Origin of the sequence: Streptomyces sp. NPDC051364 (assembly GCF_040682115.1) — a bacterium.
Taxonomy (GTDB): domain Bacteria; phylum Actinomycetota; class Actinomycetes; order Streptomycetales; family Streptomycetaceae; genus Streptomyces.
In genome coordinates this window covers 106,535-121,196 of sequence record NZ_JBFBAH010000020.1, presented here as the reverse complement: position 1 = coordinate 121,196, position 14,662 = coordinate 106,535, and the positions used below count along the sequence as shown (strand labels likewise).

The following is a 14,662-nucleotide window of genomic DNA, read 5'->3' as shown; positions in this document are numbered from 1 at the left end:
GCACACCCACCCCGGCCAGATCCGGCAGAGACGACGCCATGCCACCACCCCCGATGACGTCGTCTCACCGATCCAGATCTATGTCAACGGCATTGCGCTTAGGCCGATCGCGCGGGGGCCGATCGCTGCCGTCGGGCGTGTTCCCGGGCGAGGGCGGGGGTGAAGGCCCACCACGCCAGCAGTGCGGCCCCCGCGCCGGCCGCTGCACCGGCCACCGTGTCGGTGAGCCAGTGGGCGTGGAGCCAGGTGCGGCTCCACATCATGGCCAGCGTGAACACCACGCCACCGGCCCACCAGGCCCGCCGCCGGGCCGCCGGGACCAGCAGGACGCCGACCAGTACGACGAGCAGCGCCGCCCCCGCCGCATGGCCCGAAGGGAAGGAGCCGTGGTCGACACGGACCAGCGGGTGCGCCGGGCGCGGGCGGTCCACCAGGTGCTTGAGCGCCTGCACCACCAGCATGCTGCCCACGAGGTAGACCCCGAGCAGGAAGCCCGCCGAAGTCCAGCGCCTGCGGACGAGCAGGAAGACCAGCACCCCGAGCGGCACGACGACGCCCAGCGGGCCGCCGAACCAGTCGAGGACGGCCGCGGGGGCCGCAGGGAGCCCGTCGTGCGGGCCGCCCATCCAGCGCAGCCACCGGTCGTCCGCTCCCTGGAACGGGGGGTTCGCGACGTCCGTACGGACGGTGAGGGTCAGCGCTGCGGTCAGCCCGAGCAGCAGCACGGCCAGGAGCAGCGTGCCGGGGCGGCGGCGCAGGTCCGCCGCCTCCGGCCGGGCCGCGGTGGGGCGGGCCGAAGTGATGGTGTGCCGGGACATGGCTGCCTTTCGACGTACGCGTGGGGGCGCGGCCGGGCCGCGCCCCCACGGTGGGACCGGTCTGTGAAGCGGTGTGTCCGGGACGGGACGGGGTTCAGGCCCCCGCGCCCAGGTGCCGGGCCAGGAACGCGACGCTGTCCGCGACGATCGCGGGGATGTCGGGTGAGCCGAGGAAGATGTGGTCGGCGCCCTCCACGGGCTGCAGCGCCACCTCGCCTCCCGCGCCCGTCAGCGCCTCGGCGAGGGCCTCGCTCTGGCTGTACGGGACGAGCCCGTCCGCGGTCCCGTGCACCAGCAGGAACGGCGGCGGGTTCGAGCCGTGGACGGCGTACGTGACCGGGCTCGCGACCCGGGCCGGCTCCGCCTGCTCGGCTGCGGGAACACCCAGCAGGGCGTCGTACGGGTTGGGGAACTCGGCGCCGGTCGGCATCGGCAGCGGGTGTGCGGCCAGGGCGGGGAGGTCATGGACCCCGTACCAGTCGACGACGGCCCGGACACCGGTGTCGCCGGAGCCGACGCCGTGGGTCCCCTCCAGCGCCTCCAGCGTCCCGGCGTCCGTGCTGCCGGGGCGGACGAGGCCGGCGAGGGCGGCCAGGTGGCCGCCCGCCGACTCGCCCCAGACGCCGATCCGGTCCGCGTCGATGCCGAGGGGGGCGGCGAAGCGTCGGACGTAGCGGATCGCGGCCTTGACGTCGTGCAGCTGCGCGGGGAACGGGGCCTCGAGGCTGTGCCGGTAGTCGATGGAGACGAGCGCGAGCCCGGCGCCGAGGACCGCACCGTGCAGCAGGGCGGCGGGCACGGTCGGCGGCGGGTAGCGGCGGTCGCCGTCCAGCCAGCCGCCGCCGTGGATCCAGACGACCGCCGGGAACGGGCCTTCGCCCGCGGGGAGCTGTACGTCGAGGAGGCGGGGGCGGTAGCCGGGGGTGGTGGCGTACGTGATCCCGTCGAAGCGGCGTATGCCGTCCGCGCCGGTCACGGGCGGTACGGGCTGCTGGAACGGCGGGGGCGGCCAGGTCATGTCGGCGATGGCGAACTCGGCCTGGGGAGACTGCGTCATTTACGGCTCATCCCATTCGGTGTGCGGCCTCGGAGGCAAGCGGGTCCCGGTGCGGGCGGCCCAGGCTTCGTAACGTTTGTCCGAAATGCTTGCGCGGGGCACCGGGGAGACTTAACGTGTTACACGTGTAATCGCGACTCTAGCGACGCATTTCCGCTGACCACAAGCCCATTGGGTATCCGAGTTCCTGGGTAGTTACACGAGTCACTCGTGGGCGGCGTCGCATTCCCCCTCCGGGAGTACGCCATGTTCACCACCGCCACCCTCCCCGCCGAGGCCGCCTCGGTCGCCGCCGTCCCTGCGCAGCCCGCCGGCGCCCCTGCCCCTGCCCCTGCCCCTGCCTCTGCATCTGCATCTGCCTCTGTCCCGGCCCCGGCTCCTGCCCGGGTCCGCAGCTTCGCCCACTGGGCGGTCGAGCCCACCGCGGTCGCCGTCCCGCTGGTGCGGGCCCGCGTCCGGGCGGTGCTGGAGGGCTGGCGCATCGCCGCCGAGGCGGTGGACGTCCTGCTTCTGGCCGTCAGTGAACTCGCCGCGAACGTCGTCCGGCACGCGGCCGCTGCCACCGGGCGGATGCGGGTCGCAGTGGCCTTCGGCGGGGGATGGCTGCGGCTGGAGGTCGCCGACCAGGGGGCCCGGCTGCCCCGGCTGCCCCATCCCGCCGCCGAGATCGCCCCGGATGCCGAAAGTGGCCGCGGGCTGCTGATCGTCCAGCTGCTCGCGACCGAGGCGGGCGGCGAACTCTCGGTCGTGGCAGACGAGTTCGGCACGTCCGTGCGGGTGTTCCTGCCGGTCGCGCCGGCCGCCTGAACCGGTTCGCGGGCGGTCCGGAGGCCGCTCGGCGTTCATCGAAATATCGAGCAATCTTGACGGACGCAAAATTATCGAGATAACTTGCTCCGCATCTCCCCCGCTGCTCCCTGATTGAGGTGCCGCCCCATGGAGCTCTCCCCTTCCGCCCACGCCGACCCCTTCTGCAGGGACCGGCTGCCGGCCTTCCCCCTCTGGCCCGAACTCCACTTCGATCTCCCGGAGTTGGCCTACCCCGACCGCCTCAACTGCGCCGGACGCCTGCTCGATGAAGCCGTCGAGCGCTGGGGCCCCGACCGCACCTGTCTGCTGACCCCGACCGAGCGCTGGACCTACGGCGAGCTCCAGCAGCGCGCCAACCAGGTCGCCCAGGTCCTCACCGAGGACTTCGGCCTCGTCCCCGGCAACCGGGTCCTGCTGCGCGCCCCCAACAACCCCTGGCTCGTGGCCGCCTGGTTCGGCGTCCTCAAGGCCGGCGGCGTCGCCGTCACGACGATGCCGTTGCTGCGCGCCTCCGAACTCGCCGAGCTCTGCGAGATCAGCCGCCCCACCGTCGCTGTGTGCGACCACCGCTATGTCGACGAGCTCGCCGCGGCTGCCGGCCAAGGCCCCGCCGACCTGCCGGTTCTCGCGTACGGCGGCCCCGGGGTCATGGACCTGACCGCGCGCTGCGCGGCCAAGAGCGGCGTGTTCGCCACCGTCCCCACCGCCGCGGACGATGTGGCGCTGATCGCCTTCACCTCCGGTACGACCGGGCGCCCCAAGGCGACCCTGCACTTCCACCGCGACGTGCTCGCCAATGCCGACACCTTCTCCCGGCATGTGCTGAAACCCCGGCCCGACGACGTCTTCACGGGTACGCCGCCGCTCGCCTTCACCTTCGGCCTCGGCGGGCTCGTGGTCTTCCCGCTGCACGTCGGGGCCGCGACCCTGCTGATCGAGCAGGCGGGGCCGGAGCAGCTGGCCGACCTCGTCGCCGAGCACGGCGTGACCGTCCTGTTCACCGCGCCCACCGCCTACCGCGCGATCATGGCCGCCGGCGCAGTGGGCCGACTGGCCGGGCTGCGCCGCTGCGTGTCCGCCGGAGAGGCGCTGCCCGCCGCCGTGTGGGAGGAATTCCACGCCGCCACCGGACTGCGCATCATCGACGGCATCGGCGCCACCGAGATGCTGCACGTCTTCATCTCCGCGGCCGACGGGGACATCCGGCCCGGTGCCACGGGCCGGCCCGTGCCCGGCTACCGCGCCGCCGTGGTGGACCGGTACGGCGACCCCGTCCCCGACGGGCAACCGGGGCTGCTGGCGGTCACCGGACCCACCGGCTGCCGCTACCTCGCCGATCCGCGCCAGACGGCGTACGTCAGGAACGGCTGGAACATCACCGGTGACACCTACATCCGCGATGCCGACGGCTATTTCTGGTACGTGGCCCGCAGCGACGACATGATCGTCTCCTCCGGCTACAACATCGCGGGCCCGGAGGTCGAGAAGGCCCTCGCCGCCCATCCGTACGTCGAGGAGTGCGGGGTCGTCGGCGCCCCCGACGACCGGCGCGGCATGCTGGTCAAGGCGTACGTCGTGCTCGGTGCCGGTGTCCCGGCGGACGAGGCGACGGCCCGTGAGCTGCAGGCCCACGTCAAGGGGGCCATCGCCCCGTACAAGTACCCGCGTGCCGTCGAGTTCGTCGCACGGCTCCCGCGCACCGGCAACGGAAAGCTCCAGCGCGGCGAACTGCGCGAATGGGCCCGCTCCGCAGCCGAGGCCCCGGCCCCGGATCCCACTCCGGCCCTGGTCGAAGCCGACGGCGGCTGCGCCGCCGGCTGCCCCGAGGCCCTCGTTCCGCACCTGCCCAGCGTGGTCATCGAGCGCCGCGTCGAGTGGCCCGACACCGATGCCGCCGGGCACTACCACCACTCCACCGTCGTGCGCTGGGTCGAGGCGGCCGAGGCCGTGCTGCTGCGCCGCCTGGGCCTGGCGCACCTCTTCGGCAGCACCCCGCGCGTCCACTTCGAGGCCGACTACCGGGCCCGGCTGTGGTTCGGCGAGGCCGTGCGCATCGAGCTGAGCGTCGCCAAGGTCGGCGCCAGCTCCCTGCACTACGTGTTCACGGTCCACGGCGAGGGGGACGTGGAGGCCGCCGCCGGGCGGATGGTCATCGCCCACTCCGCCTCCCGCGCGACCGGGACCACGCCCTGGCCCGCCGACGTACGCGAGGTGCTGACGAAGTCGGGCCCGCAGGCACCGGAACTCCTCACGAGAGATATCGAGCATTGTTGACGGTCGCTAAATCTGCACCATATGTTGTTCCGGAACCACGAGGAGGTACGCCGTGCGCGTAGCAGTCATCGGAGGAGGGCCCGGCGGGCTGTACTTCGCAGCCCTGGCCAAGCAGCTCTCCCCCCACTGGGACGTCACCGTCTGGGAGCGCAACGCCCCCGACGACACGTTCGGCTTCGGGGTCGTCTTCTCCGACGAGACCCTCGACGGCATCGCGCAGGCCGACCCCGAGATCTATGCGGCCATGTCGGCCGAGTTCGCCCGCTGGAGCGACATCGACGTCACCTACCGACGCCGGACCCTCACCTCCGGCGGCCACGGCTTCGCCGCCCTCGGGCGCCGGCAGCTGCTGCGGATCCTCCAGGAGCGCTGCGCCGGCCTCGCGGTGGACGTCCGCTACCGCACGCAGGCCCCGCCCGCCGCCGAGCTGGCGGCCACGTACGACCTCGTCGTCGCCTGCGACGGCGTACGGTCGGCCACCCGCGCCGCCTACGCCGACACCTTCGGGCCCGACCTGGACGAACGCTCCGGCCGCTACATGTGGCTCGGCACGGACAAGGTCTTCGAGGCCTTCACCTTCCTTGTCGAGGAGCGGGACTTCGGCACCCTCCAGGTGCACGCCTATCCCTACGACTCCACCCGCTCCACGTTCATCGTGGAGATGGACGAGGCCGCCTGGCGGCGCGCGGGCTTCGCGGAGTTCGCGGAACGCGACCACCCGCCCGGCACCAGCGACACGGACAGCATCCGCCGCTGCGAGGAGATACTGGCCGGCCACCTGGACGGGCACCGGCTCCTTCCCAACAACTCCAAATGGCTCCGCTTCACCACGGTGCGCAACCGCACCTGGCGGCACGAGAACGTCGTCCTCCTCGGGGACGCCGCCCACACCGCCCACTTCTCCATCGGCTCCGGCACCAAGCTGGCCATGGAGGACGCCCTCGCCCTGGCGGCCTGCCTGCACGAGCACCCGGACGTGCCCGGCGCGCTCGCCGCGTACGAGGACGAGCGCCGCCCGGTCGTGGAATCGACCCAGCGCGCCGCCCAGGCCAGCCTCGAGTGGTTCGAGAACATCGGCCGCTACACGAGCCAGGAACCGCCCCAGTTCGCGTTCAACCTGCTGACCCGCAGCCGCCGCGTCACCTACGACAACCTGCGCGTGCGCGACGAGGAGTTCACCACCGCCGTCAACTCCTCCGCTACGGTGCCCCCGATGTTCCGCCCCTTCCCGCTCGGCGGGCTGCTCCTGCGCAACCGGGTCGTGGCGGCGCCCACCGCGCTCGGCACGGCGCAGGGCGGCATCCCGGGGGACTTCGACCTCGTCCACCTGAGCACCCAGGCGCTCGGCGGCTCCGGCCTGGTGCTCGCCGGGATGACCGCCGTCAGCGCCGGAGGCCGGGACACCCCCGGCTGCCCCGGTCTCTACACCGACGAACAGGAAGCCGCCTGGCGGCGGATCACCGAGTTCGTCCACGGCCAGTCCGACACCTGCCTCGGCATCCAGCTCACCCACGCCGGCCGCCGCGCCGGCACCGGCGACGGCCCGCCGATCGCCGCGTCCGCCCTGGCCTGGGACGAGCGCAGCCCGGTCCCGCGGGAGGTCACCCGGGCCGATATGGACGTCCTGGTACGGGACTTCGTCCGCGCGGCCCGGCGCGCCGACCGGGCCGGCTTCGATGTGCTGGAACTCCAGTACGGGCACGGCCAGTTGCTGTCCGGGTTCCTCTCGCCGCTGACCAACCTGCGCACCGATGCGTACGGCGGCGACCTCGCCGGGCGGCTGCGCTTCCCGCTGGAAGTGCTGGACGCCGTACGGGCGGTGTGGCCCGCCGGCAAGGCCCTGCTCGTCCGGATCTCCGCGGCCGACTGGGCCGAGGGCGGACTGACCGAGGCCGACGCCGTGGCCATCGCCCGCGCACTCGCCGAGGCGGGCGCCGACGGGATCGACGTCTCCACCGGTGAGGTCGTCGCCCACGAGCGGCCCCGCTACGGCCGCAGCTACCAGACCCCGTACGCCGACCTGATCCGCAACGCCACCGGGGTCCCCACCATCGCCGTCGGCGCGATCTCCACGTACGACGACGTGAACTCGATCATCCTGGCCGGCCGGGCCGACCTGTGCGGGGTGGGCCGAGCCCAGTTGCACGACCCGCTCTGGACCCTGCACGCCGCGGCCGCCCAGGGCTACCACGGGCCCGCCGCGCCCTGGGCGCCCTCATGGAAGGCGGGCAGCGGCAGACCGCCGGCCGCCCGTACCGACCGGGTCCCGCCGCGCCTGGAGCTGCTGCGGCAGCCCGCCGCGCCGGTGCACCAGCGCTGGCTGCCGCGCCTCGCCGCCGCCGCGCCGGCCAACTGAGGAGACCCCTGATGGAGACCCTGCCCCCGAACCGCCCGCCCCTGCACCACCTGCCCCGCTTCACGGCGGCGGCCGTCCAGGCCTCGCCCGTCTACCTGGACCCCGCCGCCACCGTCGACAAGGCCGTCGCGCTGATCGCCGAGGCGGCCGCGAACGGCGCAGAACTCGTCGTCTTCCCCGAGGTGTTCGTCCCCGGCTACCCGTACTGGAACTGGACGATGAACCCCGTCCAGGGCTCGCCCTGGTTCGAGCGACTCCAGCGCGCCTCGGTCGACATCCCCGGCCCGTACGTCGACACCCTGCGCGCGGCGGCCCGCCAGTACGGGGTCGTACTCGTCATCGGCGTCAACGAGCGCGCCGCGCACAGCCTCGGCGTCCTCTACAACACCCTGCTCACCATCGGACCCGACGGCGAACTCCTCGGCATCCACCGCAAGCTGGTGCCCACCTGGGCCGAGAAGCTCACCTGGACCGGCGGCGACGGCAGCTCCCTGCGCGTCCACCCCACCCCCGTCGGCCCGCTCGGCGCCCTCGCCTGCGGCGAGAACACCAACACGCTGGCCCGCTTCACCCTTCTCGCGCAGGGCGAACTGGTCCACGCCTCCTGCTACATCGCCCTGCCCGTGGCCCCGGCCGACTACGACATGGCCGACGCCATCGCCGTCCGCACCGCCGCCCACAGCTTCGAGGGCAAGGTCTTCTCCGTCGTCGCCTGCTCCACCGTCTCCCCGGAGATCGTCGACCTGCTCGCCGGGGACGACGAGGAGCTGCGCGCCCTGTTCCAGCGGCCCCGCAGCGCCCTGTCCGGGATCTTCGGCCCCGACGGCCGCCCGGTCACCGAACCCCTCGTCGACGACGAGGGCATCGTCTACGGCGAGATCGACCTCGGCCGCTGCATCCAGCCCAAGCAGATGCACGACATCACCGGCCACTACAACCGCTTCGACATCTTCCGCCTCGAAGTCGACAACCGCCCCCGCCTGCCGGTGACCTTCACCGCGCCGCCCGTGGGTCCCCTGACCACCACCGCTGAGGAGGACGTATGACCATCGAGCAGGACGACACCGTGCTCGGCCGCGCCCGGGTCGCCGACACCCCCGAACTCGAGCGCTACTACGGCGAGCTCGAGGCCCTGGACGCCGGCGCGCTGTGGACCGTCGCCAACGACATCGAGCCCTGGTACCCGCAGCCCAAGTCCGTTCCCGTGCTGTGGCGCTACGAGGAGCTGCGGCCCCTCGTCCACAAGGCGCTCGGCCTGGTCAAGGCCGACGACGCCGGCCGCCGCGTCGTGATGCTCGTCAACCCCGGCCGCAAGGACGTCAGCGCCGCCGCCGGCCTCCTCTACACCGGGCTCCAGATCATGGGCCCCGGCGAGGCCATGACCGCCCACCGCCACCAGGCCGCCGCCCTGCGTTTCGTCCACGAGGGCACCGGCGCCTGGACCATCGTCGACGGCCAGAAGCTGAAGGTCGGCCCGCGCGATTTCGCGATCACCCCCAACGGCACCTGGCACGAGCACGGCAACGACGCCGCCGACGCCCCCGTCATCTGGCAGGACGGCCTCGACATCCCGCTCGTCAACGCCCTCGACGCCGGGTTCTACGAGGTCCACCCCGAGCTCCACCAGACGCCCGGGAAGGTGGTCAACTCCTCGGTGCTCCAGTACAGCGCGAACCTGCTCCCGTACGGCTCGGAGCGCTGGAGCAGGCCCTACTCGCCGCTGCTCGCCTACCCGTGGGAGCCGACGTACGAGGCCCTGCTGGGCCTGGCGAAGGCGAGCGAGGGCTCCCCGTACGACGCGATCATCGCCGAGTACACCAACCCCGTCACCGGCGGCCCGGTGATGCCCACCATGGGCGCCCACATGCAGCTGCTGCGCCCCGGGCAGGCCACCCGCGCCCACCGGCACACCGGCTCGGTGATCTACACGGCCGCCAAGGGGCACGGGGTCTCGGTCATCGCCGGGCAACGCTTCGAATGGCGCCAGGGCGACATCTTCTGCGTCCCCTCCTGGGCCTGGCACGAGCACCACAACCTGGACCCCTCCGAGGACGCCTGCCTGTTCTCCTTCAACGACTTCCCGGTCATGCGCTCGCTCGGCTTCCACCGCGAAGAGGCGTACCCGGACAACGACGGCCACCAGCCGATGCCCGCTGCCGCGCCGAACGCTGCCGCCGCCCCGACCGCCTCCGCCTGACCCCGAGGAGCCCCACCATGCGCCTGCTGACCTTCACCACCGCCGCCACCGGCGATTCCGCGCCCCGCCTCGGCGCCGACGTCGACGGCCTCGTGCTCGACCTCGGGGTCCTGGCCGACCACGTCGGCGTCGACCTCCCGCGCGATCTGCTCTCGTTCGTCCAGGCGGGCCCCGCCGCCCAGGAGGCCGCCCAGCGCCTCGTCGACGCCGATCCCGCCGCCCGCCCGGCCGGGGCCGTCCACCGGCTCGAAGGCGTCACCCTTGCCGCACCGCTGCGCCCCGGCAAGATCATCGGCGTCGGCCTCAACTACGTCGAGCACGTCGAGGAGTCCAGCCGCAGCCTGGACACCGACAAGGAACTCCCGCCGCGTCCCGTGCTGTTCAGCAAGCCGGCCACCGCCGTCACCGGCCCCGGCGCGCCGGTCCTGCACAACGGCGACCTCACCCGGCAGCTCGACTGGGAGTGCGAGCTGGCCGTCGTCATCGGCCGCACCGCGTTCCGGGTGAGCGAGGAGGAGGCGTACGACCACATCTTCGGCTACAGCATCGTCAACGACATCAGCGCCCGCGACCAGCGCCGCTCCGGCCAGTGGTTCTTCTCCAAGGGGCAGGACTCGTACGCGCCCTTCGGCCCGGTGGTGGTCACGGCGGACGAGATCCCCGATCCGATGGCGCTGGACCTCTCGCTGCGCGTCAACGGCGTCACCAAGCAGAAGTCGAACACGCGGCACATGCTGTTCCCGATCGCCCGCCTCATCGCCGACATCAGCTCCGGCGTGACCCTGGAGCCCGGCGACGTCATCGCCACGGGATCGCCCTCCGGCGTCGGCGCCGGCATGGTGCCGCCGGAATTCCTCGTCCCGGGTGACACGGTCGAGGCGACCGTCGAGCGCATCGGCACCCTGGCCAACCCCGTCGTCGACGCCCGCTGATCCCCCCTACGCCCAGCAAGCACCGAGGAGTACCCGTGCCGCCCCGCACCTACCGCATCGGCCAGATCGTGCCGAGCTCGAACGTGACCATGGAGACCGAGGTCCCCGCCATCCTGCGCGCCCGCCAGGCGGTCGTGCCCGACGAGAGGTTCACCTTCCACTCCAGCCGGATGCGCATGACCCATGTGACGCCGGAACAGCTCAAGGCCATGGACGCCGACTCCGACCGCTGCGCCGTGGAACTGTCCGACGCCCGCGTGGACGTGCTCGGCTACGCCTGCCTGGTGGCGATCATGAGCATGGGCCTCGGCTACCACCGCACCTCGGAGCAGCGGCTGCACACCCGTACGGTCGAGAACGGCGCCCCCGCACCCGTCGTCACCAGCGCGGGCGCCCTCGTCCACGGACTGCACACCATCGGCGCCCGCAAGATCGCCCTGCTCGCCCCGTACATGCGCCCGCTCACGCGGACCGTCGTGGACTACCTCACCCACGAGGGCATCGAGGTCCTCGACTACGAGGCCCTCGAAATCCCGGACAACCTCGACGTGGCCGCCCACGACCCGGCCAAGCTGCCCGGCCTCGCCCGCGCGCTGGAGTATGCGGACGCCGACGCGGTCGTGCTCTCCGCCTGCGTGCAGATGCCCTCCCTGGGCGCCATCGAGGAGGCCGAACAGCTCCTGGGCAAGCCGGTGGTGTCGGCGGCCGTCTGCACCGCCCACCAGATGCTGCGCGCCCTCGACCTGCCGGCGGTGGCCCCGGGGGCTGGACACCTGCTCTCCGGCGCGTATGCGCAGGCTCCGCTGCCGCAGTAGTCTCCGCCGGGCTCGGGGCGGGCTCGATATGATCGCGACCGCGTACAACGGAAGGCGATCATGTCGGACAGCCCCCTCAGGCCCAGCTCGTTGATCAACACGGTCTACGGAGCGTTTCTGCGCCGCCTCGGCGGCTGGATCTCCATCGCGGACCTGATCACGCTGATGGGCGAGCTGGACGTCGACGGCCCGGCGGTGCGGTCGGCGATCTCACGGCTCAAGAAGCGCGGCGTCCTCGAACCGGAGCGCCGGGGTGCCACCGGCTACCGGCTCAGCCCGGCCGTGCACCCCGTCTTCGACGAGGGCGACCGCCGCATCTTCGCCAGCCTCGAACCCGCCGACCTGGCCGACGGCTGGGCCATGGCGGTGTTCTCCGTACCGGAGTCCGAGCGCTCCCACCGCTACCAGCTGCGCACCCGGCTGACCTGGCTCGGCTTCGGCAACATCGCCCCGGGCGTGTGGCTGGCCCCGGGCCGGCTGCTCGAGGACGCCCGCGGCATGCTCGTACGGCTCGGCCTCAGCGAGTACGTGCACCTGTTCGCCGCCGACTACGCCGCCTTCAGCGACCTGGCGCAGACGGTGAGCGAGTGGTGGGACTTCCCGGCGATCCAGACGCAGTACGCGGCCTTCACCGACACCTACGCCCCCGTCGCCAAGCGCCTCGCGGCCGAGGGGGAGCCCGGCCCGGCCGAGGCGTTCCGCCACTACGTGCCGCTGCTCACGCAGTGGCGCCGCCTGCCGTACCTCGACCCGGGCCTGCCGACCGAACTCCTGCCGGCCGACTGGAACGCGGTGGCCGCCCGCCAGGTCTTCCAGCAGCTCCACGCGGTCCTGCTGGAGCCGAGCCTGCGCCACGTCCGGGAGGTCACGGGCCTGGAGGAGGCCGCTGCCCGGCACTAAGCGGTCTCGGGGAAGTGGGGCACGCCCCCGCGCCGCCCGGCATGGCGCCTCGCCGCGTTGTCGCAGCACCCTGGTACGTCCAGTACAAGCGTGCCGCTCCGCCTTGCGATGCACCGCACCGGACGACGCGAAAACGCACCCCACTTCACCGAAGCCGCTTACGGCACGAGGACGATCTTGCCCTGTACCCGGCCGGTCTCGCTCAGCTCGTGGGCCTTCGCGGCCTCGGCGAGCGGGAAGGTCCCGGAGATCGTGGGGCGTACGCCGTGGGTGTCGACGAGTTCGGCGAAGGCGGTCAGCACGGCGGGGGTGGGCTCCAGGAAGAACTCCACGAACCGTACGCCGAGTTCGGCGGCTCGGGCCGTCACCTCGGTGCGGTCCACGCCGACGCCGACGACGTCGACCAGGATGCCGCCCGGGTTGAGGGTGGGCAGGCTACGCGGGCCGTAGTCGTTGCTGACGGTGTCCAGCACCGCGTCGATGCCGCGCAGCGCCGAGAAGTCCTCCACCGTGTAGTCGATCAGCTCGTCGGCGCCGAGTCCGCGCAGGTAGTCGTGCTTGGCGGCGCGGGCCGTGCCGATGACGTACGCGCCCCGGGCCTTGGCGATCTGCACGCCGAGGTGGCCGACCCCGCCGGCCGCGCCGTGGATCAGCACCCGCTGGCCGGGCCGTACGTCGGAGAGCGCGACCAGGGCCTGGTAGGCGGTGAAGCCGGAGATCGGCAGGGCGGCGGCGCCGACATGGTCGAGGGTGCGCGGCTTGGGTGCGATCCGGTCCTCGGGGACCACCACGTGGTCGGCGTGGCTGCCGTGCGGCGGGATGGTCCAGCCGTAGACCTCCTCGCCCACCACGAAGCGGACCGCGCCCTCGCCGACGCCCTCCACCGTGCCGCTGAACTCGTGGCCGAGTACGAACGGCGGCGGGCCGAAGAAGTCCACCTTGCCGATGCGGACCTTCCAGTCCGCGGGGTTCATGCCAGTGGCCCGAACCCGGACCAGGACCTCGCCGGGGCCCGGCGAGGGGAGGGGTATCTCGGCGAGTTCCAGCACGTCGGAGCCGCCGAGGGCCTGTTGAGTGATCACCCGTGTCGTCTGCATGCGGATCATTCTGATCCTGACGATCATGGAAGGAAAGCAGTTTCTCCTCCGCCCGCGTCCCTACGGCAGTGGCGGGACGGTGTACGTCGGGACCGACGGGTCGTTCGGGTCGGGCCGCAGCGCCCCGGACCGGTGCGTGAACCGGGCTGCGTCTGACGCGCACACCTGCTGGTCGCCGGCCGCGCAGTCGGCGCAGGTCCCGCAGGCGCAGACGAACGGCACGGTGACCCGGTCCCCGGGCCGCCGGCCCACGACCCCGGAGCCCACCGCCTCCACCACGCCGGCGAGTTCGTGCCCGGGCACGTGCGGCAGCACGATGTCCGGATCGTGCCCCATCACCCGTGCCAGTCGCTGCGGCACAGCCCCGTCGCCTCGACGCGCACCACGACCCCGCCCGGGGACGGACTCGGATCGGGCACCTCTCGGACCTCGGCCGGCTGCCCGTACTGCTCGAACACCACCGCGCGCATGGGAACCGCCCTCCAGTCGACTGCTCCGCACGCTACCCCGCACCCGCCGTCAGGGAGCACCCGTACCGGCCCGCGCGAGGGCGACGACGCCCGCACAGATCAGTGCCACGCCCAGCACTTGGGGGAGGACCCACCATCCCGCCCGCAGGTGCTCCTCGTACAGGACCACGCCCAGCGCGACGCTGATGCCCGCATCGCCCAGAGTCAGCGCCGGCTGCGAGGCCACCAGCGGCCCGCCCTGCATGGCGTGTTCGAGCAGCAGCAGGGCGCAGATACCGGTCGCGCCGAAGGCGTACGTCTGCCACGTGGTCAGGAACGCCCCGATGCCGCCCTCGGTCAGGACGTATACGGAGTGCTTCATCAGGGCGGCCGTCAGCGCGTAGCAGACGGCGGTGGCCGCGCCGAGGCAGCCGGCCCGCGCGCGCCCCGGCGGCCTGCGCAGCCCGGCCGCCGCCAGGGCCGCGACGACGGCCGCGCACACGGCGAGGGCCGGGATCCACCGGTCGATCGGCACGTGCGTCCGGTTCCCTGCGGGGGAGGCCGCGGCCAGCGCCACCCCCAGCCCGGCCACCACCCCCGCCACGGCGAGCCACAGGGCCCCCGGCAGCCGCCGCCGGGCCACCAGCGAGGCGATGAGCAGCGCGAGCGGCAGCTCCAGTACGAACAGCGGCTGTACGAGGACCAGCGCGCCGGTGGTCAGCGCCGCGGCCTGCCCCACCCCGGCCGCGATCACGGCCAGGATCCCGGCGATCCACACGGGCCGCTTCAGCAGATCGAGGACCAGGCCGAACCGGAAGCCCTTGCTCTGCGGCACGCTCAGCGCGGCCCGCCGCTGCAGCACGGTGGCCAGCGCATTGCTGAGCGCCGCGAACAGCGCGAAGGAGACCGGCAGCACGACGCCCATCCGCCGATCCTCACGGCGCCCGCCGCACCCCC

Annotated in this window: 12 protein-coding genes and 2 pseudogenes; 9 read left to right on the top strand and 5 right to left on the bottom strand. The window is 72.9% G+C overall.

The features are described from left to right. Positions 1–98: 98 nt before the first annotated feature. Positions 99–818 (bottom strand): phosphatase PAP2 family protein, encoded by a 720-nt coding sequence (locus tag AB0M76_RS31175; RefSeq protein WP_365956073.1) that lies wholly within the window; start codon positions 816–818, stop codon positions 99–101. A gap of 94 nt (positions 819–912) precedes the next feature. Then, positions 913–1,875, bottom strand: coding sequence for an alpha/beta hydrolase (locus AB0M76_RS31170; RefSeq protein WP_365956072.1), 963 nt, complete (start codon positions 1,873–1,875; stop codon positions 913–915). A 246-nt stretch (positions 1,876–2,121) separates the two neighbouring features. Here AB0M76_RS31170 and AB0M76_RS31165 point away from each other — a divergent pair, with 246 nt between their 5' ends. The 9 genes and pseudogenes from AB0M76_RS31165 to AB0M76_RS31125 all read left to right on the top strand — a co-directional run bounded on the left by AB0M76_RS31165 (position 2,122) and on the right by AB0M76_RS31125 (position 12,159). Beyond that, positions 2,122–2,682 carry an ATP-binding protein gene (locus AB0M76_RS31165; RefSeq protein WP_365956071.1) on the top strand — a complete coding sequence of 187 codons (561 nt, stop codon included), beginning with the start codon at positions 2,122–2,124 and terminating at the stop codon, positions 2,680–2,682. Positions 2,683–2,811: 129 nt separating this feature from the next. Further along, a pseudogene (locus tag AB0M76_RS31160) lies at positions 2,812–4,419 on the top strand (AMP-binding protein); the annotation flags it as partial. A 117-nt stretch (positions 4,420–4,536) separates the two neighbouring features. Then, positions 4,537–4,959: a thioesterase family protein gene (locus tag AB0M76_RS31155; RefSeq protein ID WP_266670099.1), complete on the top strand. Its 423-nt coding sequence runs from the start codon at positions 4,537–4,539 to the stop codon at positions 4,957–4,959. Between the two features lie 52 nt (positions 4,960–5,011). Continuing rightward, the gene (locus AB0M76_RS31150; RefSeq protein ID WP_365956070.1) at positions 5,012–7,315 is read left to right on the top strand and encodes an FAD-dependent monooxygenase; all 2,304 of its coding nucleotides are present in this window, start codon (positions 5,012–5,014) and stop codon (positions 7,313–7,315) included. Positions 7,316–7,326: 11 nt separating this feature from the next. Then, positions 7,327–8,361, top strand: coding sequence for a carbon-nitrogen hydrolase family protein (locus AB0M76_RS31145; RefSeq protein WP_365956069.1), 1,035 nt, complete (start codon positions 7,327–7,329; stop codon positions 8,359–8,361). Beyond that, positions 8,358–9,512: a cupin domain-containing protein gene (locus tag AB0M76_RS31140; protein ID WP_365956068.1), complete on the top strand. Its 1,155-nt coding sequence runs from the start codon at positions 8,358–8,360 to the stop codon at positions 9,510–9,512. Before AB0M76_RS31145 ends, AB0M76_RS31140 begins: the two co-directional genes overlap by 4 nt. Before the next feature lie 17 nt (positions 9,513–9,529). Continuing rightward, entirely contained in the window at positions 9,530–10,444 is a 915-nt protein-coding gene (locus tag AB0M76_RS31135) for a fumarylacetoacetate hydrolase family protein (protein ID WP_365956067.1), read from the top strand. 89 nt (positions 10,445–10,533) lie between these two features. Next, positions 10,534–11,259, top strand: coding sequence for an Asp/Glu racemase (locus tag AB0M76_RS31130; RefSeq protein ID WP_267003150.1), 726 nt, complete (start codon positions 10,534–10,536; stop codon positions 11,257–11,259). 60 nt (positions 11,260–11,319) lie between these two features. Next, complete coding sequence (locus AB0M76_RS31125) at positions 11,320–12,159, top strand: PaaX family transcriptional regulator C-terminal domain-containing protein (protein WP_365956066.1); 840 nt, start codon at positions 11,320–11,322, stop codon at positions 12,157–12,159. A 158-nt stretch (positions 12,160–12,317) separates the two neighbouring features. Here the strand turns inward: AB0M76_RS31125 and AB0M76_RS31120 are convergent, their stop codons facing one another. The 3 genes and pseudogenes from AB0M76_RS31120 to AB0M76_RS31110 all read right to left on the bottom strand — a co-directional run bounded on the left by AB0M76_RS31120 (position 12,318) and on the right by AB0M76_RS31110 (position 14,630). After that, positions 12,318–13,256: an NADP-dependent oxidoreductase gene (locus tag AB0M76_RS31120; protein WP_365956065.1), complete on the bottom strand. Its 939-nt coding sequence runs from the start codon at positions 13,254–13,256 to the stop codon at positions 12,318–12,320. Positions 13,257–13,415: 159 nt separating this feature from the next. Next, a pseudogene (locus AB0M76_RS31115) lies at positions 13,416–13,726 on the bottom strand (alcohol dehydrogenase catalytic domain-containing protein); the annotation flags it as partial. Positions 13,727–13,775: 49 nt separating this feature from the next. After that, positions 13,776–14,630: a DMT family transporter gene (locus AB0M76_RS31110; RefSeq protein WP_365956064.1), complete on the bottom strand. Its 855-nt coding sequence runs from the start codon at positions 14,628–14,630 to the stop codon at positions 13,776–13,778. Positions 14,631–14,662 lie beyond the last annotated feature (32 nt).

Bases quoted from the DNA above. Each gene is read 5' to 3' on its own strand.
- AB0M76_RS31120 (WP_365956065.1), bottom strand. From the start codon at position 13,256: ATGCAGACGACACGGGTGATCACTCAACAGGCCCTCGGCGGCTCCGAC.
- AB0M76_RS31175 (WP_365956073.1), bottom strand. From the start codon at position 818: ATGTCCCGGCACACCATCACTTCGGCCCGCCCCACCGCGGCCCGGCCG.
- AB0M76_RS31135 (WP_365956067.1), top strand. From the start codon at position 9,530: ATGCGCCTGCTGACCTTCACCACCGCCGCCACCGGCGATTCCGCGCCC.
- AB0M76_RS31125 (WP_365956066.1), top strand. From the start codon at position 11,320: ATGTCGGACAGCCCCCTCAGGCCCAGCTCGTTGATCAACACGGTCTAC.
- AB0M76_RS31145 (WP_365956069.1), top strand. From the start codon at position 7,327: ATGGAGACCCTGCCCCCGAACCGCCCGCCCCTGCACCACCTGCCCCGC.
- AB0M76_RS31110 (WP_365956064.1), bottom strand. From the start codon at position 14,630: ATGGGCGTCGTGCTGCCGGTCTCCTTCGCGCTGTTCGCGGCGCTCAGC.
- AB0M76_RS31170 (WP_365956072.1), bottom strand. From the start codon at position 1,875: ATGACGCAGTCTCCCCAGGCCGAGTTCGCCATCGCCGACATGACCTGG.
- AB0M76_RS31140 (WP_365956068.1), top strand. From the start codon at position 8,358: ATGACCATCGAGCAGGACGACACCGTGCTCGGCCGCGCCCGGGTCGCC.
- AB0M76_RS31165 (WP_365956071.1), top strand. From the start codon at position 2,122: ATGTTCACCACCGCCACCCTCCCCGCCGAGGCCGCCTCGGTCGCCGCC.
- AB0M76_RS31130 (WP_267003150.1), top strand. From the start codon at position 10,534: ATGGAGACCGAGGTCCCCGCCATCCTGCGCGCCCGCCAGGCGGTCGTG.